Genomic DNA, 22,666 nt, shown 5'->3' on the forward strand with positions numbered 1-22,666 from the left:
GGGACCACCGCAGCCGGGAGAGACCCGCGCGGGCGGGTCTCCGACGCGCCTCCGGCGGGTCGTGCCCGGTCCGCCGGAACGACAGGGAGGATCTCACGCCGCCGGCCCTCCGGTGGCGCCAACGTCACAGCGATGTCGGGGGACAGACACTGAAAGGCAGGGAGCAATGACTGCACGCTCGAAGCGCCTGGCGATCGTCGCCACCGCGCTCATGCTCGGTTCCGGTCTGGCCGCGTGCGGCACGGACGACGCCACGTCCTCCGACGGCACCACCACGATCACCTTCTGGGACGACAACGGCGGCCCCGCCCGCACCCCGGTGTGGCAGCACATCATCGACGAATTCCAGAAGGCGAACCCGAAGATCAAGGTGAAGTACGTCGGCATCCCGATCGCCCAGGTGCAGCAGAAGTACGACACCGCCATCGCGGGCGGCGGCCTGCCCGACGTCGGCGGCGTCACCACGGCGATGCTGGCCAGCCTCGTGGCGCAGAAGGCGCTCGACCCGCTGGACACCCGGATCTCCGGCGGGGCGCTGAACGGCAGGCTGAACGAGCAGGTGGTGAACACCGTCAAGGCGACCGTGCCCGACGGCAAGACCTACATGATGCCGATGTCCACCAACATGGGCGTCTTCTGGTACCGGACCGACTGGTTCAAGGAGGCCGGGCTGGAGGAGCCCAAGTCCTGGGACGAGTTCTTCACCGCCGCCGAGAAGCTGACCGACAAGTCCAAGAACCGCTACGGCTTCACCATCCGCGGCGGCGCGGGCTCGATCGCGCAGATGATGGAGGTGATCTACGGCCAGTCGGGCATCACCGAGATCTTCGACTCCTCCGGCAAGGCGACGGTCAACGACCCGAGGAACGTGGCCGCCCTGGAGAAGCTGACCGGCCTCTACGACAAGGTCACCCCCCAGGCCGACATCAACAACGACTACGTGAAGATGGTCGCCCAGTTCGACGGCGGCACCGTCGCGGTCATGCAGCACAACCTCGGGTCGTACAACAACCACGTCAAGGCGCTCGGCAAGGACAAGGTGGCGGCCATGCCGGTGCCGATGTCCGACAGCGGCGTCCGGACGGTCGTGTCCAACCCGGTCGCCGGGATCGGCCTGTTCGCGAACGGCGAGAACAAGGACGCCGCCTACCGGTTCGCCGAGTTCGCCGCCTCCAAGGCGATGAACAGCCACTGGGCCGAGAAGACCGGCGTGCTGCCGGCCAACACCGAGGTCAACGACGAGCCGTGGATCCAGGGTCTGCAGCACGTCTCCGCGGCGGTCAAGGTGCTCAACGACCCGGGCACCAAGGTCGTGCAGATGCCCTACTACCTGCCCGAGTTCAACGCGATCACCAAGACCGACGCGGAGCCGGAGTTCCAGAAGGTCCTGCAGGGCAGCCTGACCGCCAAGGAGTTCCTGGACACCCTCGCGGCCAAGCTGACCGAGGCCCAGACCGCCTACAAGCAGCGCAACGGCGGCTGACCCGGCGCCGGGCCCTTCCTCCCCTTCCTTCCCCCTCACCTGACCTGCGGAGGAACTTCATGAAACGGACGGCCACCCTCACCGCCCTGTTGTCCCTGGCGGCCCTGGCCGCCCCGCCCGCGCTGGCGGCGGTCCCCGGCCCCGCCGCCCCGGCCACCGCGTCCGGCCACGGCCACGGCGCCGACCTCGGCCGGCAGACCCTTCCCGGAGGCGACGGCTGGGCCGCCGAGGGGACGGGCACCACCGGCGGCGCCGCCGCCCCCGTCGGGAACGTCCATACGGTCACCACCCGCGCCGGGCTGGCCGCCGCGCTCGCCTCTCCGGGACCGAGGATCATCTACGTCTCGGGGACCATCGAGCCGGACAGGACCTGCGCCGACTACGTGACCGGCGGCTACTCCCTGGAGGCCTACCTCTCGGCCTACGACCCCGCGGTGTGGGGCCGGGACACCGAGCCGTCCGGACCGCAGGAGGAGGCCCGCGCCGCCTCCGCGGCCCGGCAGACCGCGGACATCAAGCTCAAGGTCCCCTCCGACACCACCATCGTCGGCCTGGGCGGGAACGCCGTCATCCGCGGCGTCAACCTGCACGTCGACAAGGCCGACAACGTCATCATCCGCAACATCACCTTCGAGGACACCGCCGACTGCTTCCCGCAGTGGGACCCCACCGACGGCGACGAGGGCAACTGGAACTCCCTCTACGACAGCATCTCGGTGACCGGCTCCACGCACGTGTGGGCCGACCACAACACCTTCACCGACGGCGACAACCCCGACTCCGGCCAGCCGCTGTACTTCGGGCGGCCCTACCAGGTCCACGACGGGCAGCTCGACATCACTTCGGGCTCCAACTACGTGACGGCGTCGTGGAACCGGTTCACCGACCACGACAAGACGATGCTGATCGGCTCGACCAACAACCCGGCCACCGACTCGGGCAAGCTCAAGGTCACCGTCCACCACAACCACTTCAGGAACACGCTCCAGCGGCTGCCCCGGGTCCGCTTCGGGCAGGTGCACGTCTACAACAACCACTACGAGGTGCCGAGCGACTCGGGCTTCGAGTACGCGCTGGGCGTGGGCGTCGGATCGCAGATCTTCGCGGAGAACAACTTCTTCCGGCTCGGCCGCGCGGTGAACCCGGCGTCGCTGCTCCACGACTGGGGCGGCACCGCCCTCACCGCCCGCGGCAACGTGCTGCGGGTAGGCGGCAAGGTCTCCCCGATCGACCTCGTCGCGGTCTACAACGCCGCCCACGACCCCGACCTCGGCTCCGACGCGGGCTGGACCCCGACCCTGCACACCGGGATCGACCCGGCGGAGTCGGTCCGGCTGTCGGTGTCGCAGCGCGCGGGCGCGGGCCGCGTGCGCTGATCCGCTCAGGGAGCCGGGGCCCCGGTCCGCGTACGGCGGGCCGGGGCCCCGCGCGTGCCGGCCGTCAGGCGGACAGGACGCCGTCGACGCGGCGCGGGACGCCGAGGGGGTTGTCGTCGCGCAGCTCGGGCGGGAGCAGCTCGGCCGGCCAGTCCTGGTAGGAGGTGGGCGTCAGCCAGCGGCTGATCGCGGCGGCGCCGACCGAGGTGTGGGCGGGGGCGGTGCTGGCGGGCCAGGGGCCGCCGTGGTGCATCGCCCAGCTCACCGCGACCCCGGTGGGCCAGCCGTTCCAGATCAGCCGCCCGGCCTTCCCGAGCAGCACCTCGGCGACCTCGCGGGCCTCCGCCGGGTCGTCCGCGTGGACGGTGGCGGTGAGCGCCCCGTCCAGCCGCTCCAGTACGGCGGGCAGCTCGGCGGGGTCGGCGTAGGTGACCACGATCGCGGCCGGGCCGAAGCACTCCTCGGCGATGCCGGGCAGGGCCTCGGCGAATGTCGCCAGGTCGGTGGTGAACACCTGGGGCGTCACCGCGAACGCGCCCTCGCCGGGCCGTCCCTGGGCGAGCGGGGTCAGCGCGCCCAGCCGCTCCAGCCCGTGCAGGAACCCGCCCCGCATCCGCTCGGTCAGCATCGGCCCGCCGGCGGTGGCGGCGACCGCCTCGGCGACGGACTTCAGCAGCTCGGCGTCGTCGGGCACGAACATCAGGCCCGGGTTGGTGCAGAACTGGCCGACACCGAGGGTGAGCGAGGCGGCGAACCCCGCCGCGAGTCCCTTGCGGTGGTCAGGGGACAGGGCGGAGGGCAGGACGACCACCGGGTTGACGCTGCCCAGCTCGCCGTAGAACGGGATCGGGTCGGGCCGCTCGTCGATGAGCGCCTGGATGGCCTTGCCGCCGGGGATGGACCCGGTGAAACCGACCGCCACCACTTCGGGGTGCCGCGCCAGGGCCTTGCCGGCGTCCAGCCCCCGGACCAGGCCGAGGAGCGCGGGGTCGGGCAGGGCGCCCTGGATGATCCGGTGGGACAGCTCGGAGGTGCGGGGGTGCCCGTCGTGTGCCTTGACCACCACCGGGCAGCCGGCGGCCAGGGCCGAGGCGGTGTCGCCGCCGGCGACCGAGAACGCGAAGGGGAAGTTGCTCGCCGCGAACACGCCGACCACGCCGGGCAGCGGGTGGTTCATGCGGCGCAGGTCGGGGGTGGGCGGCTCGGTCCTGGCGTGGTCGATCACCGCCTCGACGTGGGCGCCGTCACGCAGGACCCGGGCGAAGAGCCGGAACTGCCCGGCGGCCCGGCCGACCTCGCCGCGCAGCCGTACCTCGCCGAGCGCGGTCTCCGCGTCGGCGGCCCGCCACAGCTCCTCGATGTTCGCCTCCAGCGCGTCGGCGACCGCTTCGAGCACCGCGGCCCGGTCGGCGGCCCGCCAGGCGGGGGCGGCGGCGTGCGCGGCGCGGACGGCGGCGTCCACCTCCTCGTCGGAGGTCAGGGGGAAGGGATCGCCGAAGGACTCGCCGGTCCGGGGGTCATATGAGTGGATCAACGCGGAGCAACCTTTCATCACCGTGAAGCGCCCCCGCGGGGGCACGCGAGAACCACTCTCTTACGGTAAGCGCTTTCCCCAACAGGGGGTAATATTTTACAGAGGGTTGTGCTCATGGCATGGAACGGTCTCTCAGATTCCGGCGTGGATGTGCGCGGCCCACAGGGCGGGACTGGCGGGATAGTCCTCGCGAAGCCGGCGGACGGCGTCGTGCAGCGCGTGAGCCGCCCGATCCGTGCGCGGTGCGCTCCTGCCGCCCTCGGTGAGCCGGGTGTAGACGTCATCGGCCATCCGGACGGCGACGGTGTCGTCGATGGGCCACAGCGTGCCGATGACCCCGCGGTATCCGGCGAGCTGGAAGGCCGAGGTGATGTGCACGGCCTCGTCGGCGAGACGCTGGTTGCTCCTGGTGGTGCTGCACGCCGACAGATAGGCCAGTTCGGCCGCGGGAAGTCTCAACCGTGAGATGTCAGGGACGGTGAGCGGTCTGGTGGCGTGGTCGTGCAGCAGCAGCCTGCTGGCGGCGGGGGTGTTCCGGTCGCTGACCCCGTGGCAGGAGAAGTGCGCGACGCGGTGCCGCGGCAGCGTCTCCAGGACCGCGTCGTAGGTGGCCTCCGAGCCGATGAGGACGCGACTGCCGGGCAGGAGCTCGCCCAGGCGGGCCGCCTCCGCGTCGGCACCCGGCAGCCTGTGGGCCTGCGGGGTCTCGGGCATCGCCACGACGAGTGCCCCCACCGGCTCGTCGCAGGCAGGCGAGAGGGGTGCCTGGTGTTCGCGGCGCGCATGGCGCAGAGCGCGGATCGTCGGGGTGTAGGAGGAGACGACACGGTCCAGGACCGTTCGCCGCGCCTTCGGTCGCAGGTCACCGTGGTGGCCGGCGGCGTGTAGGGGCAGGAAGGCCATGTCGCCGACGGGGCACCACCAAAGGCGCGGCAACGCCTCCTCCCGCCCGGAATCGCCGGTGAACCCGAGTTCCGACATGACGGGCTCGGCGACCGCGTCCCAGAGCCGGCCGAGAACGGCGAGGATCTCCCGCTGTCCTCGCAGCCGCTCCCTCATGGATCCGCCGCCGGAGGTCACGGCGTCCACGGCGTCGGTGAAACGAACGACCTGCTCGGTCACCAGGTCGCCGTTGAGACCCGGCAGTTCCACGGTCCGCACGGGTCGCTCCGCGTCGTCCGTGAGGATCAGAGCGTCGCATCGGTGCTCTCCCGCGCTCACCACCACCACCGGCCCGTCGGCGGCCTGCCGTCGCAGTTCGTCGACGGACGGCGCGAGCAGGAACCTTTCGAAGCCCGGCACTGCACGCACCCGCTCCAGCAGTCCGTCCCACTCCAGCGCGAGCCGTCCGCGTCGTTCGGCGAGCCGCCGGGCCGCCTCGTACGGGGGCGTCCCGGCGCCTGCCCGCGTGTCCCCGATCCCCGCTCCCGGCAGCCCCGTGTCCGGCCCGTCGGCGTCGACGTGGTCGACGACGTCCAGCTCGTCGCGGAGGCGGGTGAACTCGGCCGCGAGCTCCGGCTCCCGCACCCGTAGGTCGTTGAGGTCGCCACGGGCGTCCATCGCCTCGCCCAGCAGCACTCCGCGCACCTGTTCCAGCAGCTCCACCGCGCGGGCCGGCCTCCCCGCCAGGAGAGCGGCGGACGCCGCCTCCGCGGCCAGCCCGTTCACCCTGCCGAGGCCGTTCTCGCGGTCCATTCGCGCGAGCCGCCGCGGCGCCATCCGCGGCAGCAGAGCGATCGCCTCCTCGTACGCGGCGAGCGCGGCGGCGCCGTCACCCGCCGCGGTCTCCGCCGCCCCCAGCCCCCGGTTCGCCCGGATCCGCTGGACGACCGGGGCGATCGCGGACCGTGACGCCTCGGCGAGGACACGCCGGGCCTCGGCGAGCGCGGCCTCGTCGCCCTCGTTCTGGAACCGCGCTCGCAGCGCGTGTCCGAGGGTGATGAGATACATGGCGCGGTGGAGGTGGTCGGCGGGGGTGGCGCGGACCAAGCCACGTGCCGTCTCGATGGTCTCGGCCAGCACGGCCGGATCCCTGGACCGCAGATACGAGACCCACAGCGCGACGCTGAGATTGTTGAGCGCGGCGAGACGAAGCGGATGACCGTACGGAGCGGCCTCGGCGACCTGCCGGTGGATCCGTACCGCCTCCTCGGCCGCGGAGGCGTTCTCCGCCCGGAGGGACGACTGGTGCAGCGCGAGCCCGAGGTTGTTCAGATATACGACGCGGTCGGGGTGATCCGGCGGCGCGGCCGCGACGGCCTCCCCGGACGTCCGTATCGCCTCCTCCAGTGCGGCGAGGTCCTCGGTCCGCTCGAACATGTGCCGCAGCAGAAGTCCCAGGGTGTTCAACCAGACGGGACGGCCGGGCGCGTCGGGCGCCGAGGCCGCGAGGGCTTCCCGTACGGCCCACACCGCCTCGTCCAGCACCCCGGCGTCACCGGCCTGCCTGATCAGACGGTGCAGGGCCAGCCCGAGGGTGCCCAGGTAGAGGGGACGGTGGGGATCGCCGGGTGAGACGGACGCCACCGTCTCCCGGGCGGACCGCACCGCCTCCTCCAGCGCTCCCACGTCACCGGTCCGCTCGTACAGGCGCGACAGCCCGATCGCCAGGTTGTTCATGGCGATCGCGTATACGCCCGAGCCCGGGCCGGAGGCCGCGATGGCCTCCCGGAACGCCCGCACCGCCTCCTCCAGCGGGGCCGGCTCCTCCGCGCGCCCGGCCAGCAGGGCGCTTCCCAGGTTGTCGAGGTATCCGGCCCGCGCGGGATCATCGGGCGGGGTCAGCGCCACCACCCGGCGGGATGTCCGGACCGCCTCGGCCAGGGTTTCCGGGTCTCCGGTCCGCTCGGCCGAGAGGCGCAGGCCGGTGCCCAGGACGGCGAGTGCCATGACGTACCCGGCGGCATCGGGATCAGCGGTCGCCACCGTCTCCCGGGACAGCCGTACGGCCTCGGCGAGCGCGGCCGGGTCACCGGTCGCCATGAACGTCTCCTGCAGGATGGTGGAGAGGTTGACCCGGTGGACGGCGTAGTCCGGGTCGGAGCGCGGGGTGGCCGCCACGGCCGCGCGTCCCGGCCGCACCGCCTCGGTGAGTGCGCCGATGTCACCGGTCCGTTGGAAGAGGCGCGTCAGAACGCCCGCCAGACGGTCCCGGGCGCTCGGGCCGTCGGGGTCTTCGAGGGGAGTCGCCGCCACGACGTCCCGCGCCACCTTGACGGCCTCGGTCAGTACGGGGAGGTCCTCGGTCCTCTCGGCCAGTTCCCGCAGTACGACCCCGTGGCCCCGCAGGTACGGGGCATGGGCCGGATGCTCCGGCGGGGTGGCCGCCACCGCCTCCCGGATGAACCGCTCGGCTTCCGCCAGCGTGGCGATATCACCGCTCCGCCCGAACAGCCTCCACAGGGCGGCCCCCAGGTTGTGGGCGTACGCGCCCCGGTGGCGATGATCGGCGGGGACCGACTCCAGCGCGGCGCGGCCCACCCGCACCGCCTCGGTCAGCGTGTCCGCGTCGCCGGTGCGCACGGCCATCATCCGCAGGAACAGCCCGAGGTTGTTGAGATGGTCGGCGTGACGGGGGTCCCGGGGGCCACCCACCGCCACCGCCTCCCGGAGCACCCGGACCGCCTCCTCCAGGGCCTCCGGTTCCGTCGCCCTTCCGGAGGCCGATGTGCCGAGGGCCAGTCCGAGATTGGACAGCATCATGGCCCGATCGGGGTGGTCGAGCGGAGCGGTCGTGACGGCCTCGCGTCCCAGCCGCACCGCCTCGTCCAGCGTCTCCGCGTCGCCGGTGTGCTCGAACAGCATCCGCAGCGCGTAGCCGAGGTTGTTCAGGCGCGTCACGTGTTCGGGTTCCTGGGCGTCACCGAGGGCCATCGCCTCCCGGTTCACCCGCACCGACTCCTCCAGTGCTCCCGGCTCGTGGGTCCGCTCGAACAGCGTCATGAGGGTCAGCCCGAGGATGAACAGGATCCCGGCCCGGTTCGGATGACCGGGCGGGGCCGCCGCGACGGCCTCGCGTCCCGACCGCACCGCCTCGGCGAGCACCCGTGTGTCCCCGGTCCTGTCGGCCAGTGCCCGCAGGACGTTGCCGAGGGCGGCCACCCGGTCGGCGTGCTCCGGTTCGCGGGGGTCACCGGCCGCCACCGCTTCCTGACACACCCGTGCCACCGCGGCCAGCGTCGGCATGTCGCCGGTCCGGTCGAACAGGGCTCCCAGCAGATTCCCCAGGAAGGAGAGGGCCTCGGCGCGATGTGGATGACCGGGCGGAAGGCTCTCCACGACCTGGCGCGCCGAGCCGGCCGCCCGGCGCAGGGCGTCCAGATCTCCCGTACGCGTGTAGTCGTCCACCTCGGCGAGAGCCCGCCGGTACCAGGCGTCCGGCGCTCCGGATCCGGAAGAGGACTGGGCGCCCGGCCCGGCGTCCTCCTGTGCGGGGAAGTCCATGGCACCTCCGGCAGCGCGTCCCACGCCCACGACGACGCGGACGTCTCTCCGACCGGAGAACGGCGCCGGCCGTCAGTGGACCGACGACGGACCGTCTCATCCGGGTTCCACCGTTCCGGACTCACTCTGATCATGATTATCTGGTCAGGCAACCCCTTTGGGGAGGCACGGTGCCGGGCGCGGTGTGAGAGGTGCGGGGCTGTGGGCGATACGGCCGAGCGGATCAGGCGGTTGTGCACCGCGATGGAGGACGGCGAGTTCCACGCTCTGGCCGACGAGGCGGGGGCCGGTGACGTGGTGACGCGGCTCCTCACCGCGATCAGGGGGGCGGGCGGCGACCCCTCCGCTCTCGTGAAGGATCTGGACGCCTTGGACGAGGCCATGGCGACGCTCGGAGTCGGCCCGGTGACCCGGCCGGAACGCGCCTACCGGGCGTTGCCCGGAAGCGGCGGCGGACATCCGGTGGTGCACGCCTGGACCTGCCCGGCCGCCGTGCCGTGCGACCGTGTCGAGGTCGCCGCCCGGGACGCCGGGCCACCGCGCTGCGCGGCGACGGACCGGCCCCTCACATCGGTCCGGGTCCGGACGTGACCGGATTCCTCGATGAGCTGGGCAAGAAGCTCGCCGAACGCTGGTTCACCCTGCTCGTCCTCCCCGGCCTGATCTACCTGGTCTTCGTGGCCGGTGCCGTGACGCTCGGCCACGCGCACGCCTTCGACCCCGCCGTGCTCCGTGACGCGGCGGACCGGCTGGCGGCCCGGCCCGCCGCCTCCGCTCCGGGAACCGTCGCCCTCGGCGCGACCGCCGTTCTGGCCGCCGCCGCGGCGGCGGGGCTCGCCGCCGGCGTGCTGGGCCGGTTGGCCGAGCGCGCGTGGTCGTTCCCCGGCCACCGCCGGCCCGCCCGCCTCCTCGCCGAACGCCGACGCCGCCGCTGGCGCGAGGCCGACGCGCGTGTTCATCGGATGGTCGTCGCCGCCGTCCGCGCCCAGGCGTCCGGGCCGGCCGCCGCGGAACCCGCGAAAAAGGCCCGGGTCGCCACGGGACCCGCGAAAGAGGCACCGGCCGCCGTGGGACGACCCGCGGAGGAGGCCGCGGAGGGCCTCGCGGAGGCGATCTCCGCCCGGAACGACATCGCTCTGTGTCTCCCCCGGCACGCCACCTGGATCGGAGACCGGCTGTACGCCATGGACCGGCGCGTCCACGACGCCTACGACCTCGACCTCACCGGCGCATGGCCGCGCCTGTGGCTCGTCATCCCCGACACGGCCCGCGCGGAGCTCACCGCCGCCCGCGACGCCCACGCCGCCGCCGCCCGGCTGGCCGGCTGGACGATCCTCTATCTCTCCGTGACGGTGGTGTGGTGGCCCTCCGTCCTCGTCGCCATGGTCGTCGGCGCCACCGCCTGGGCCCGCGCCCGTGCCACCGCCGCCTCCCTCGCCGACCTCGTCGAGGCCTCCGTCGACCTCTACGGCCGCGACCTCGCCGTCCAGCTCGGCCTCCCCGGTGACGGCCCCATGTCCCGGGAGACCGGCCTGGCCATCACCTCCGCCCTCCGCAAGGACCCCGAGACGGCGATCAGCTGTGTTGATGGCGGCGCTGCGCGTCGCGGCTCGGGGGCTTAAGCCCGGCGCCTTCCCTCGCTGTGTTCATGGCGACGCGGCGGACCGGGCGGTCTCGCGGGCCCAGCGGTAGTCGGCCTTGCCTGCCGGGGAGCGGACCATCTTCTCGACGAAGGCGAAGGTGCGCGGCACCTTGTAGCCGGAGAGGCGGGTACGGCAGTGCGCGGTCAGCGCCTCGGCCGACGGGGCCGTGCCCGGCCGCGGCTCGACCACGGCGGCGACCCGCTCGCCCCACCGCTCGTCGGGGACCCCGGCGACCACCGCGTCGAAGACCTCCGGGTGGCCCTTGAGGACCGCCTCGACCTCCTCCGGGAAGACCTTCTCGCCGCCGGTGTTGATGCAGGCCGACCCCCGGCCGAAGATCGTCATGGTGCCGTCCTCCTCGACCGTGGCGATGTCGCCGGTGAGCAGCCAACGGGTGCCCGCCCGGTCGGTGACGAAGGTGCGGCGCGTCTTGTCCTCGTCGCGGTAGTAGCCGAACGCGATCCGGCCGCTCTTGGCGACCGTGCCGAGCCGGCCCGACCCGGGTTCGACCGGCTCCAGCTTCTCGTCGAGCACGGCCAGGCCGGAGCCGTCGTTGGCGCGGAACCGCTGCCCCGACTCCGGTGAGGAACCGGGTACGGCGGAGGCGGTGTAGCCGGACTCGCTGGAGCCGAAGCTTTCAATGATCATCCGGTCCGGCAGCAGCTCGGCCAGCCGGTCGCGGACGGCCCCGCTCAGGATGGCGCCGGTGGAGCTGACCCCGAACAGCGACGACAGGTCGTGACCGCCCCTGGCGATCTCCTCGGCCAGCGGACGGGCCATCGCGTCGCCGGTGATGTTGATCGACACGACGCGTTCCCGGTCGATGGCCCGCAGCACCTCGGCCGGGTCGAACCGGCGGACGTAGACCATGGTGCCGCCCAGCCACCAGGTGATGAAGGTGGCCATCTGGGCCGCGCCGTGCATCAGCGGGGCCGCCGTCATCATGCTGAACGGCTGGGACTCCACGGCCGCCTCGACGACCGCGCGCGGTGTGGCGCGCGGCTCGCCGTACGGATTGCCGCCGCCGAAGGCGAAGAACAGGTCCTCGCACCGCCACATCACGCCCTTGGGCATGCCGGTGGTGCCGCCGGTGTAGATGATGTAGACGTCGTCGCCCGACCGCTCGGGGAAGCCGCGGGTGGCCGGCCGCCCGGCCAGCGCCGCCTCGTACGGCACCGCCGCCCCGAGCGAGGACGGGCCGCCCACCACGATCAGGTGCCCGAGCCGCTCGGCCCGCGGCGCCACGGCCGACACCCGCCCGTCGAACTCCGCGTCGAACAGCAGGGCCACGATGTCGGAGTCGCGGTAGAGGTGCAGCAGCTCCTCCTCGACGTAGCGGTGGTTGACGTTGACCGGCACGGCCCGGATCTTCAGCGCGGCCAGCAGGCCCACGACGTACTCGATCCCGTTGCGGAGCTGGACGCCGACGTGCTGCCCGGCCCGCACGCCCGCCTCCCGGAGGTGGTGGGCCAGCCGGTTGGCCTCGGCGTCCAGCCCGGCGTAGGTCATCCGGTCGTCGCCGCAGACGACGGCGACCCGGTCCCCGATCGCGTCCGCGAGGCCCTCGAACAGATCCGCGTGGTTGAACTCCATTCGGTCCTCCCGGAGGGGTCAGGGTCTGTCGCTGCCGACCATCCACATCGCGAAGAACTGGGCGCCTCCGCCGTAGGCGTGCCCGAGGGCCCGGCGGGCGCCGTCCACCTGGTGCTCGCCCGCCATTCCCCTGACCTGGAGCGCCGCCTCGGCGAACCGGATCATCCCGGACGCGCCGATGGGGTTGCTCGACAGCACCCCGCCGGAGGCGTTCCACGGGATGTCACCGTCCAGGGCGGTGGCGCCGGACTCGGTGAGCTTCCACCCCTCCCCCTCGGGGGCGAACCCGAGGTTCTCCAGCCACATCGGCTCGTACCAGGAGAAGGGCACGTACACCTCGGCCACGTCGATCTCCCGGCGCGGGTCGGTGATGCCCGCCTGCCGGTACACGTCGGCGGCGCAGTCCCGGCCGCCCCGGGGGTTCACGGTGTCTCGGCCCGCCCGGAAGATCGGCTCGGACCGCATGGCCGCGCCCAGGACCCAGGCGGGGACGGAGCCGGTGAGCCGGTCCTCGGCGGCCAGCACCATCGCGCACGCACCGTCGGAGGACGGGCAGGTCTCCAGGTAGCGGATCGGCTCCCACAGCATCGGCGTCGCCTCGACCATCGCCCGGTCGATGCCGGGGATGCGCAGGTGGGCGTAGGGGTTCCGCAGCGCGTTGCGCCGGTCCTTGACCGCCACGAGCGTGCCGACGTGGTCCGGGGCGCCGGAGCGGCGGATGTACTCGCGGATGTGCGGGGCGAAGTAGCCGCCCGCGCCGACCACCAGCGAGGCGCTGAACGGCAGGTGCGTGGACAGCGCCCAAGTGGCGTTGGACTCCGACTGCTTCTCGAACGCCACCGTGAGCACCCGGCCGTGCACGCCGCCCTGGACGAGCGAGGCCCCGGCCAGCGCGGTGGACCCGCCGACCGATCCTGCGGTGTGCACCCGCATCATCGGCTTGCCCGCCGCGCCGAGCGCGTCGGCGAGGTACGCCTCCGGCATCATCACGCCCTCGAACAGGTCGGGCGCCTTGCCGATGACGACGGCGTCGATGTCCTTCCAGGTCAGCCCGGCGTCCTCCAGGGCGCGCAGCGCCGCCTCGCGGACCAGTCCGGCGAGGGACACGTCGCGCCGCCGCGTCGTGTACCGCGTCTGCCCGACTCCGATCACCGCGCAACGGTTCATCTTCCGCCCTCCAGCACGGCGACGAGGTTGTGCTGGAGGCAGGGGCCGCCGGCGGCGTGCGCGACGGCGCGACCGGCCCTTCCCTCCATGACGTGCCGGGCGGCCTCGCCGATACGGATGAGGCCGGTGGCCATGACGGGGTTGGCGGCCAGCGGCCCGCCGCTGGGGTTGACGGCCGTGGCGGCGGGGATGTCCAGGGCCCGGCGCAGCACGATCTCCTCGTGGCTGAACTGGGCGTGCAGCTCGGCCACGTCGGGCCGACCCTTGCCGGCCCCCGCCGCACGTGCGGCTTCGGCGGCGGAGGCCGACCGGGCGAGATCCCTCATGCCCGGGTAGTGCGGCTCTATGCGGTGCGCGACGCCTTTTATCCACGCGGGCCGCTCGCACAGCTCCCGGGCCAGGTCACCGGCGGCCAGCACCACCGCGGCGGCGCCGTCGGTGATCGGGGCGATGTCGTACGGCCGCAGCGGCGCGACCTCGAACTCCTCCCCCTCGGGGTCGGGCAGGTCGAGGGCGTGAGGGTTGGCCCGGCCGGCGGCGCGGCTGCGCCGTACGATCTCGTCCAGCTCGGCGCGGTCCGCGGCCACGGCCGACGCCTGGAGCGCGGCGAGGGAGACCTGGTCGAGGCCGAGCGGGGCCAGGTAGTAGGGGTCGAGCTGGAGCGTCATGATCTCCCGCAGGTCGCCCTGGGACGACTTGCCGAAGCCGTAGACGAGGGCCGAGTCGACGTCGCCGTGTTGCAGCCTGGCCCACGCCTCGTACAGCGCCCAGGCGGCGTCCATCTCCACGTGGCTCTCGGAGATCGGCGGCCAGGCGCCGAGCGCGTCCAGCGCGGAGACGAAGGAGAACGGCGCGCCCGCCAGGTAGTCGCACGAGCCGGAGCAGGTGAAGCCGAACCGGCGCAGTCCCGTCGCCCGGCGGACCTCCTCCAGCGGTCCGAGGATCATCTCCGGCTCGCTGCGTCCCTCGTCCACGGCGCTGTGCCGGGTCTGCGCGAACGCCACCACCGCGACCTCGCGCATCACGCCCCCTCCCGTACGGCGCCGCGCGCCGCGCTCCCCGGCGCCGCGTGTCCGCCGCCGCGCGCCGCGGACTCCGCGCCGTACCGCGTGTGGTCCCCGCGCATCACACCTCCTCGTCCGGCTCGCCGGTGGGGGCGAACCACCGCACGCTGTCCATGGACGGCCCGCGTCCGGACTCCGGCGCCCACACCGCCCGCACCCGCATGCCCTCCCGCACCTCATGGGCCGGGATCCCGCCGATCAGGACGATCATGGGGATGTCGGCGCCGTCGAGGAGGACGTAGGCCGACACGAACGGCACCTCGGGGGCGCGCGGGTCCGGGAGGTTGTTGATCGCGAAGGTGGTGACCGTGCCGGTGTCGGGCAGCTCGACCTCCTCGGTGACGGCGACGCCGCACTCGGGGCAGGACAGCCGGTAGGGCACGTACACCTTGCCGCAGGTGCCGCAGCGGCTGCCGAGGAAGACGCCCCGGGCGATCCCCGAAAGGAAGCGGGCGAGCGCCAGCCCCGGCGTGACGGTGTACTCCACCCGCACGGGGGCGGTCATCGCCGTGACCTCCGGGACGAAGCACTCGATGTCGGTGACGTGGCCGGTGCGCTCGGCCCGCCAGCGGGGCCGGACCCGCAGGCTGGGGCGCATGGCCCGGACGTCGCCCGCGTCCACCGCGTGCAGCAGGGAGGTGTCGGCGCCGTCCAGGCGGATCAGGGCCCAGGCGAACGGCCGGTCCAGCGGGTGACCGGCGCGCGGGGAGCCCGCCCACGACCAGCTCTCGACCGTCCCGGCCGGACCGACCTCGACGAACTCGCCGGTGACGGCGTCCCCGGTGTCCGGGTCGTACTCCAGCGGCGGCACCAGCGTCCGGCCCGTCGCGGTGCGGACCCCGACGAGGCGGCGGTCGCGCAGCTCGGTGAGGAACCGGCCGATCACCGGCCCGGTCGTCCGGGTGTAGCCGCCGGGGAACTCCAGCACGTGCCGCGTCCGCTGGATCACCGGCGCCTCCCCTTCCGGGGCCGCGCGGTTCGTCCGGGCCTCACGGTTCGCTCAGATCGCACGGTCGTGCCCCTCCCAGTACGGGTCCCGCAGCCTGCGTTTGAGGAGCTTGCCGTTGGGCTCGCGCGGCATCTCCGCGACGAAGTCCACCGACCTCGGCCACTTCATGGTGGACAGCCGGCCCCGGAGCGACTCGACGAGCTCGGCGGCCAGCTCGGGTGAGGGCTCGACGCCGGCCGCGGGCTCGACCACGGCCTTGATCTGCTCGCCCCACTCCTCGTCCGGGACGCCGAACACGGCCACGTCGGCGACCTTGGGGTGCACCATCAGCTCGTTCTCGATCTCGGCGGGGTAGATGTTGGCCCCGCCGGAGATGATCACATCCGCCTTCCGGTCGCAGAGGAACAGGAAGCCGTCCCCGTCGAGGTAGCCGATGTCGCCGACGGTGAAGAAGTCGTCGAGGCGGCCGGCCTCGGTCTTGGCCCGGTCGCCCTTGTACTCGAAGGTCGCGCCGGCCATCTTCATGTAGACCGTGCCGGGGGTGCCGGGCGGGACGGGCCGCAGCTCGTCGTCCACGATGAGCAGCTCGCTGATCGGCCAGGGCCGTCCGACGGTGCCGGGGTGCTTCTTCCAATCCTCCGGGGTCGCGACCGTGCCGCCGCCCTCGGTGGCCGCGTAGTACTCGTAGACGCAGTCGCCCCACCAGTCGAGCATCGCCCGCTTGACCGGCACCGGGCAGGGCGCGGCGGCGTGGATCATCCACCGCAGTGACGTCAGGTCGTAGGCGCCCCTGACCTCCTCCGGCAGCGCGAGCAGGCGCTTGAAGTGGGTGGGGACCATGTGCGAGCTGGTCACCCGGTGCCGTTCGCAGAGCCGGAGCATCTCCTCGGCGTCCCAGTGGTCCATGAAGACGAGCGTGTGGCCCATGTGCAGGGCCGACCCGCCGAACTGGGTGACCGCGGTGTGGTAGCCCGGCGAGGTGACCAGGTGGACGTTCCCGCCGGCCGGGGTCATGCCGAACATCGCGAGCAGGAACGTCATCAGCTCGGCCGCGTCGTCGGGGTCCAGGCCGCTCAGCGGCCGGCGGACGCCCTTGGGCCTGCCGGTGGTGCCGGAGGTGTAGTGCATGGTGGCGCCCGCCGTACGGCCGGCCGGGGCGGTGGCGGGATGCCCGGCGACCAGGTCGGCGACCGGGCGCGCCCCCGGCACGTCCCCCAGGGCGAAGACCCGGGACGGGTCGATCCCCGACGCGGCGGCCCCGCGCGTTCCCTCGGCGGCGAAGCGCTCGTGGACGAAGAACGCGCGGGCCTCGCTGTCGGCGACGATGTGGCCGATCTCCGGGCCGGTGAGGTGCCAGTTGACCGGCGTGTAGTACCACCCGGCCTGCAGCGCCGCGAGGTAGAGCACGAGCCCGTCGGAGCCGTTGGGCACCAGGCCGCACAGTCCGTCTCCGGTCTCCATCCCCAGGACCCGCAGCGCGTGCACGAGCCGGTCGGCGCGGGCGAGCAGGTCGCCGGCGCGGTGCGGGGTGCCGTCGGGGTCCACGGCCGCGATCCAGTCCGGATCGGCCTGCGCCAGCCTCCAGAAGCCGAGCGTGCCCATCGCAGATCCTTCCCGAGAATGAGAAAGGCCCGGACCGCCAAAGTGAATCACGTTCTCGTTATTGATGAAACCTCTGGTGATACGGGAAAGATGGAACGAGAATCTGTTCTCATATGCATGGGCAGGGTAACCCGCCCGGGAGGACCGAGCAAGCGCTTGACAGCAGACCGGAGGCCTCGTGGAACTTCTGCCGATCAGCACGCCGCACTGCCGGATCGAGCGCGACGGGCACGTCGTCGTGGTGACCATGGACCGGCCGGAGGCCCGCAACGCCCTGTCGACGGACATGCTGGTCGGCCTGGCCGACGCCTGGGCCTACGTCTCGGCCGAGCCGGACGTCCGCGTCGCCGTGCTGACCGGCGCGGGCGGGACGTTCTGCGCGGGCGCCGACCTCAAGGCCATGGGCGCCCCCTCGGAGGACCCCCGGGTGCGGGAGCGGGCCGCGCGGATCCCCGACGTCCACTGGAAGGGCCTGCTGCGCGACCCCGGCGCCCTGCCGTCGAAGCCGGTCGTCTGCGCGGTCGAGGGGTACGCCGTGGCCGGCGGCACCGAGCTGCTCGTCGGCACCGACCTGCGGGTGGCCGCCGAGTCGGCCGTCCTCGGCCTGTTCGAGGCCCGCCGGGCGCTGTTCCCGATGGGCGGCTCGGCCGTACGGCTGCCGCGCCAGATCCCCTACGCCTTCGCCATGGACCTGCTGCTGACCGGCCGGTCCGTCACCGCGCGGGAGGCCCTGGAGATGGGGCTGGTCAACCGGGTCGTCCCGGACGGCCGGGCGCTGGAGGAGGCCCTGGAGATCGCCGGCCGGATCGCCGAGTGCGGGCCGCTGGCCGTACAGGCCATCCTGCGCACCCACCGCGAGACCCTGGGCCTGCCCGAGGCCGAGGCGCTGGCGGTCGCCGACGCCATCGGCTGGCCGGTGATCGGCTCCGAGGACGCCAAGGAGGGGGCCCGCGCCTTCCGCCAGAAGCGCCCCGCCGTCTACCACGGCCGCTGAGCGCCGTCGCGTCCCGGCGCTCACCGGCGGCACGGCGTTCGCCGGTGATACCGGAATGGCTGGCCGACGGTATCACCCGTCGGTTAACGTGGGGACATGGCGATGACCATCCGGTTCGACGACGACGAGACCCGCCGCCTGCGAAGCATGGCCGAGGCGGAGGGCATCTCCATGCAGGCGGCCGTCAAACGGTCCGTGGACGAACGCGCCGCCCGGTTGACCGTCCTGGGCCGTCTCGCGGACGCCTGGGGTCCGTTGCCGCAGGCCGAGCTGGACCGGGCCGCCGATTCCCTCAAACTGAACCGGAATCGCGCCGCCTCCTGACACCATCTACCGGTGAGTTCGTTCCCACCGACCGGTTCGGGTCGCATTCTCGACACTTCCGCCCTGACGTCCGCGGCGACGGGAAAGCACGTCTACGCCCGTGCCCTCATCGCCACCGCGTTGCGCTCCGGCACCGTCACCCTCCTCATCCCGGTGAGCGCCTACGCGGAGGCCCTCGCCGCCGTTCCGCACGACCTGCGCTGGCAGCTCATGCTTCTCACCAGCTCTCCCACGGTGGACCTCGACTTTCTCGACGACCGCGAGAAGGCCCACGAGATCGGCGACTTCGACACCTCCGACGTCCCTCTCGCGCACGCCGCATGGTGCGGCATCCGATACGGCTGGCGCGTCGTCACCGACCGGGGCGACGAACTGCGCGCCGTCGCCCCGGCCGTGGAGATCGAACCGCTTCCCTGATGGCAGGGAAGCGGAACGGCTCCGCCGCCTCATCGCGCAACGCCCGCGGTATGGGCCCGCAGGCGGCCTCGTCCTCGCGGAGCGCCTCCTCTGGAAGATCCCGCTCGGTCCGGCGCTCGACCGCGGCATCGACATAGGCGGGGAACCCTCGCGTTCTGGCGCGCTCCCGTTCCGGCATGCCCATGAAACGAGTCTGTCGCGTGAGGTGGCAGATCGACGGGAAAACGGGGACCTCCACGTCACCCGAGCGATTCCGGAAGCCGGGACCGATGGCACGGGACGATTCAGGGGTGGTCCGGGTCCCGGACGGCTCGGTGAACATGTCAGGAAGAAACCGGGAAAATCGGATCTCTTCTTATATGATCCATTTCCGGTGATGTTGGCCGCATGGTTCATGAACAGTCGGTTGTCGGGCGGAGGCGGCACACGGAGGCGTCCTCCGGCGAAGGCGACGACGACGGCGAAGGGATCCGATCGTGGCGACGGACATCGAGTGGAGCCGCCAGGCGCTCCTCGAACTCGGCCGGCTGGCGTACCGGCGGGGACGCGAGCTGTCGGCCGCCCGCGAGGGCTTCCCCGCGGAGGTGGGCGCCTCGCTCTTCGGTCAGCTGTCCGGGGGCGCGGAGCTGGCCGCCCAGGCCGGCCGGGTGGAGAAGCACGTGGAGACCGACGTCCGCGCCGGGACGAGCCGCCTCGACGACGTGGAGCGCGCCCTGGACAACGTCGAGAGGAACATCCGGAAGACCGAGCCGGGCCATGAGAAGGGCACGCGCGCCGTATGACCGACATGGAGGCGGTGCGGCGCCTGGGCGGGGACCGGCTGATCGCACTGGCGAACAAGGCGAACGGGAACCCCGGGGAGATCCGCGCGGTCGCGAAGCGCTGGCGGGACGCCGCCACCAAGTGCGCCGAGCCGTTCGACGACCTGGACGGGGCGATCCGCCGGCAGGTGTACGGAGCCTGGCACGGCGACTCGGCCGACGCGTTCGTGCGGTACATGAGGGCCTACCCCAAGGCGGGCAACGCGCTGCGCGACGCGCTCCGCAACTGCGCCGACTCCCTCGACGACGCCGCCGACGCCGTGCAGTCGGCCAAGAGCGGCATCGACGAGGTCTGCTCCTCCCTCCTCGACTGGCACCGCGGCAACCCCCGCGCCACCGAGAACCAGATCAGCGGGGCGGTCGGCCAGTCCGTCACCCTCGCCCAGGGGCACGTGACCAGGGCCGAGACCGCGATCTCCACCGCCACCGGCAAGATCAAGGGGTATATCGACAACCTCTCCTCGACGTTCGGCCACATCCCCGTCCCCGCCGGCCAGGAGTTCGCGCCCAAGGACGGCAGCGTCGACGGGTGGATCCCGGCCGACCGTACCCCCGTCCGCACCACCTCGCTCAGCTCGGCGACCGGCGCCCCGCCCGGCACCACGGCCACCGGCGCGCCCTGGTCCCCAGGGGGGACCGGCGGCGGTGGCGGAGGCGGCGGGGGCGGGGTCGCCACCGCGCAGGCCCTGCCGTACGTGACGGGTTCGGGGACCGGGGCCGACATCGTGTCCGCCGCGCGGACCCACCTCGGCAAGCCGTACGTCTGGGGTGCCAACGGCCCCAGCGCCTTCGACTGCTCCGGGCTCGTGTACTACTCCCTGAACCAGGCCGGGGTGAAGATCGGCGACACCACGGCCGAGGGCTACCGGGTGAGCGGCAAGCCCGCCACGCTCCCGCTCCAGCCCGGGGACGTGATCACCTTCGGCAACCCGGCCACGCACTGCGGCATCTACATCGGCGACGGCAAGATGATCCACGCCCCGAACCCGAGCACGGTGGTGAAGGTCGGCGAGGTGGCGGGCCAGCAGCCCATCACCTACCGCCGCTTCACCTAGCCCGTTCGCCGGTCCGTTCCGCCGGTCCGTTCCGCCGGTCCGTTCCGCCGGTCCGTTCCGCCGGTCCGTTCCGCCGGTCCGTTCCGCCGGTCCGTTCCGCGGGCCCCCGCCCGGGCGGCCGGGGCGGGCGGGACGGCCCGCGGAACGGGGCCTGGTCACCCCGACAGGCGGCCCAGGCGCTCGACGGCCTCGATGTACTCCTCGACCATCGTGAAGACCACCTCCTTGGCGGACCGCACCTGGTTCATCGCCCCGATGATCTGCCCCGCCGGGAAGGTCGCCAGCTCCGCGGCGTCGGACCGGCCGATCCTGCGCAGGGCGTCGGAGACCAGCATGAACTGCAGCGGCATCGGCAGCGTGCCGGGCGAGTCCCCGGCCTCCCACGCCTCGGTCCACTCGTTGCGCAGCAGGCGCGCGGGCTTGCCCGTCCACGAGCGCGAGCGCACGGTGTCGCGGGAGGTCGCCGCGAGGATGCGCCGCCGGGCCGGCTCGGGGGTGTCGGCCTCCTCGACGGCCAGCCAGACGGAGCCGGTCCACACCCCCTCGGCGCCGAGCGCCATGCCCGCCGCCATCTGGCGGCCGTTCCCGATGCCCCCCGCGGCCAGCACGGGCACGTCCACGACGTCCACGACCTGCGGGATCAGCACCATGGTGGAGATGTCGCCGGTGTGCCCGCCGGCCTCGGTGCCCTGGGCGACGACGATGTCCACGCCCACCTCGACCTGCTTGACCGCGTGCCCGGGCGTGGAGGCCAGCGCCGCCACGCGCACTCCCCGCGCGTGCGCCGCCTCGACGACGTCGGCGGGCGGCGGCCCGAGGGCGTTGGCCAGCAGCGCGATCGGGTGCCGCAGCGCCACCTCCACCTGCGGCCGGGCGGTGGCGTCGGTCCAGCCGAGCAGGACCTTCCCGGCGCCCGCCTCGGAGTCGGGCAGCTCGGCCACGCCGTGCGCGGCGAGCAGGTCGTCGACGAAACGGCGGTGGCCCTCGGGGATCATCCCCTGCAGCCGCGCCACCAGATCCTCGGGCGAGTCGACGTCGAGGCCGGCCCCCTCGTAGGAGGCGGGCATGACGACGTCGACCCCGTACGGCCGGCCGCCGGCGTGCTCGTCGATCCAGGCGAGCTCGACTTCGAGCTCCTCCGGCGTGAAGTAGAGGGCGCCGAGCACGCCCATCCCGCCGGCGCGGCTGACCGCGGCGACGACGTCCCTGCAGTGGCTGAACGCGAAGATCGGGAATTCGATGCCGAGCATGTCCGTGACGCGTGTCCGCATGCGCTCACGGTACGACCGGCCCCGAATGACTGCAACGTGTTCTAGCTACGCAATTCCCTCTTTGGAAGGAACGCGAAATGAGAAAGGAACAGGTTTCATCGCGGCATTCTGCGCCAGATCGCCCGCGGCAGCAGGCGCGTCACCGCGAACACCCACCGCAGCCGCCCGGGGACCCACACCGTCTCGGCGCCCGAGCGCAGGCCCGCGATCACCGCGTCGGCCACCTCGCCCGGGGTGGACGACATCGGCGCCGGGGACATGCCCTCGGTCATCCGGCCGACGACGAACCCGGGCCGGACCACCATCACCCGGGCTCCGGAGCCGTGCAGGGCGTCGCCCAGGCCCTGCGCGAAGCCGTCCAGGCCCGCCTTGGCCGAGCCGTACACGAAGTTGGCCCGCCGCACCCGGACCCCCGCCACCGACGACAGGACCACCAGCGTGCCGTGCCCCTGCTCGCGCAGCCGCCGGGCCGCGGACAGCCCGGCCGAGACGTGTCCGCCGTAGTTGACCGCGACCGCCTCCGCGGCGGCCACCGGATCGGCGTCGTAGGCCGCCTGGCTGCCCAGGACGCCGAAGGCGGGGATCACCACGTCGAGGTCGCCGACCAGCTTCGCGGCGGTCTCGATCACCTCGCCGTGCGTCTCCGGGCGGGCGGCGTCGAAGTCGACCAGGTGCACCTCGGCGTCCCCGATGACCGGGGGCGTCCCCCCGGCGGCGCCGCGGGCGGCGAGCACGACCCGGCGGGCGCCGTCGCGGACCAGCCGCTCGACGATCGCCAGCCCGATCTCGCTGCGCCCGCCGAGCAGCAGCACGGTGTCCACCGACCCCAGCGCGTTCCTCACGGGATGAGCCTCCTTCTCTCGGGACCCGGGCACGCGGGACCCGGACTCACCGGACCCGGGCCCACCGGATCCGGGCGACCGGCGGCCC

18 protein-coding genes are annotated in these 22,666 nt (G+C 73.1%); 9 read left to right on the forward strand and 9 right to left on the reverse strand.

Going from position 1 to position 22,666, the window contains the following annotated elements; all coding sequences use genetic code 11:
• Window positions 1-166 precede the first annotated feature (166 nt).
• Window positions 167-1,483, forward strand: coding sequence for an ABC transporter substrate-binding protein (locus tag HDA43_RS09475; protein WP_179819360.1), 1,317 nt, complete (start codon window positions 167-169; stop codon window positions 1,481-1,483).
• 59 nt (window positions 1,484-1,542) lie between these two features.
• Window positions 1,543-2,859, forward strand: a complete 1,317-nt coding sequence (locus HDA43_RS09480; RefSeq protein ID WP_179819361.1) for a pectate lyase family protein — start codon at window positions 1,543-1,545, stop codon at window positions 2,857-2,859.
• Between the two features lie 64 nt (window positions 2,860-2,923).
• On the opposite strand, the gene HDA43_RS09485 is transcribed toward HDA43_RS09480, so the two are convergent.
• On the reverse strand, window positions 2,924-4,393 hold the full coding sequence (locus tag HDA43_RS09485; protein ID WP_218911666.1) for an aldehyde dehydrogenase (NADP(+)): 1,470 nt from the start codon (window positions 4,391-4,393) through the stop codon (window positions 2,924-2,926).
• A gap of 132 nt (window positions 4,394-4,525) precedes the next feature.
• Entirely contained in the window at window positions 4,526-8,836 is a 4,311-nt protein-coding gene (locus HDA43_RS09490; RefSeq protein WP_179819363.1) for a CHAT domain-containing protein, read from the reverse strand.
• Window positions 8,837-9,037: 201 nt separating this feature from the next.
• Here HDA43_RS09490 and HDA43_RS09495 point away from each other — a divergent pair, with 201 nt between their 5' ends.
• Window positions 9,038-9,427, forward strand: coding sequence for a hypothetical protein (locus HDA43_RS09495; RefSeq protein ID WP_179819364.1), 390 nt, complete (start codon window positions 9,038-9,040; stop codon window positions 9,425-9,427).
• Window positions 9,424-10,458, forward strand: coding sequence for a hypothetical protein (locus HDA43_RS09500; protein ID WP_179819365.1), 1,035 nt, complete (start codon window positions 9,424-9,426; stop codon window positions 10,456-10,458). Before HDA43_RS09495 ends, HDA43_RS09500 begins: the two co-directional genes overlap by 4 nt.
• Window positions 10,459-10,482: 24 nt before the next feature.
• On the opposite strand, the gene HDA43_RS09505 is transcribed toward HDA43_RS09500, so the two are convergent.
• From HDA43_RS09505 to HDA43_RS09525, 5 genes are all read right to left on the reverse strand, one after another.
• Window positions 10,483-12,072, reverse strand: a complete 1,590-nt coding sequence (locus HDA43_RS09505; protein WP_179819366.1) for an acyl-CoA synthetase — start codon at window positions 12,070-12,072, stop codon at window positions 10,483-10,485.
• Between the two features lie 18 nt (window positions 12,073-12,090).
• Window positions 12,091-13,239 carry a thiolase family protein gene (locus HDA43_RS09510; protein ID WP_179819367.1) on the reverse strand — a complete coding sequence of 383 codons (1,149 nt, stop codon included), beginning with the start codon at window positions 13,237-13,239 and terminating at the stop codon, window positions 12,091-12,093.
• Entirely contained in the window at window positions 13,236-14,261 is a 1,026-nt protein-coding gene (locus tag HDA43_RS09515; protein WP_179819368.1) for a thiolase family protein, read from the reverse strand. Before HDA43_RS09515 ends, HDA43_RS09510 begins: the two co-directional genes overlap by 4 nt.
• A 103-nt stretch (window positions 14,262-14,364) precedes the next feature.
• A complete protein-coding gene (locus tag HDA43_RS09520; protein WP_312873142.1) occupies window positions 14,365-15,252 on the reverse strand; it encodes a Zn-ribbon domain-containing OB-fold protein in 888 nt (295 codons plus the stop codon).
• 51 nt (window positions 15,253-15,303) lie between these two features.
• Window positions 15,304-16,854 (reverse strand): acyl-CoA synthetase, encoded by a 1,551-nt coding sequence (locus HDA43_RS09525; RefSeq protein WP_179819369.1) that lies wholly within the window; start codon window positions 16,852-16,854, stop codon window positions 15,304-15,306.
• Between the two features lie 178 nt (window positions 16,855-17,032).
• Here HDA43_RS09525 and HDA43_RS09530 point away from each other — a divergent pair, with 178 nt between their 5' ends.
• From HDA43_RS09530 to HDA43_RS09550, 5 genes are all read left to right on the forward strand, one after another.
• The gene (locus HDA43_RS09530) at window positions 17,033-17,848 is read left to right on the forward strand and encodes a crotonase/enoyl-CoA hydratase family protein (RefSeq protein ID WP_179819370.1); all 816 of its coding nucleotides are present in this window, start codon (window positions 17,033-17,035) and stop codon (window positions 17,846-17,848) included.
• A gap of 96 nt (window positions 17,849-17,944) precedes the next feature.
• Window positions 17,945-18,172, forward strand: coding sequence for a YlcI/YnfO family protein (locus tag HDA43_RS09535; protein ID WP_179819371.1), 228 nt, complete (start codon window positions 17,945-17,947; stop codon window positions 18,170-18,172).
• A gap of 12 nt (window positions 18,173-18,184) precedes the next feature.
• Complete coding sequence (locus HDA43_RS09540) at window positions 18,185-18,589, forward strand: hypothetical protein (RefSeq protein WP_179819372.1); 405 nt, start codon at window positions 18,185-18,187, stop codon at window positions 18,587-18,589.
• 476 nt (window positions 18,590-19,065) lie between these two features.
• Window positions 19,066-19,371 (forward strand): hypothetical protein, encoded by a 306-nt coding sequence (locus HDA43_RS09545; RefSeq protein ID WP_179819373.1) that lies wholly within the window; start codon window positions 19,066-19,068, stop codon window positions 19,369-19,371.
• The gene (locus HDA43_RS09550; protein ID WP_179819374.1) at window positions 19,368-20,465 is read left to right on the forward strand and encodes a bifunctional WXG100 family type VII secretion target/C40 family peptidase; all 1,098 of its coding nucleotides are present in this window, start codon (window positions 19,368-19,370) and stop codon (window positions 20,463-20,465) included. The genes HDA43_RS09545 and HDA43_RS09550 overlap by 4 nt, the downstream gene beginning before the upstream one ends.
• Before the next feature lie 155 nt (window positions 20,466-20,620).
• On the opposite strand, the gene HDA43_RS09555 is transcribed toward HDA43_RS09550, so the two are convergent.
• Together HDA43_RS09555 and dprE2 are read right to left on the reverse strand one after the other, a co-directional pair.
• On the reverse strand, window positions 20,621-21,736 hold the full coding sequence (locus HDA43_RS09555) for an NAD(P)H-dependent flavin oxidoreductase (protein WP_179819375.1): 1,116 nt from the start codon (window positions 21,734-21,736) through the stop codon (window positions 20,621-20,623).
• A 95-nt stretch (window positions 21,737-21,831) separates the two neighbouring features.
• Complete coding sequence (dprE2, locus tag HDA43_RS09560) at window positions 21,832-22,578, reverse strand: decaprenylphospho-beta-D-erythro-pentofuranosid-2-ulose 2-reductase (RefSeq protein WP_179819376.1); 747 nt, start codon at window positions 22,576-22,578, stop codon at window positions 21,832-21,834.
• Between the last annotated feature and the right edge of the window lie 88 nt (window positions 22,579-22,666).

Source organism: Streptosporangium sandarakinum (assembly GCF_013409935.1).
Classification (GTDB): Bacteria; Actinomycetota; Actinomycetes; order Streptosporangiales; family Streptosporangiaceae; genus Streptosporangium; species Streptosporangium nondiastaticum.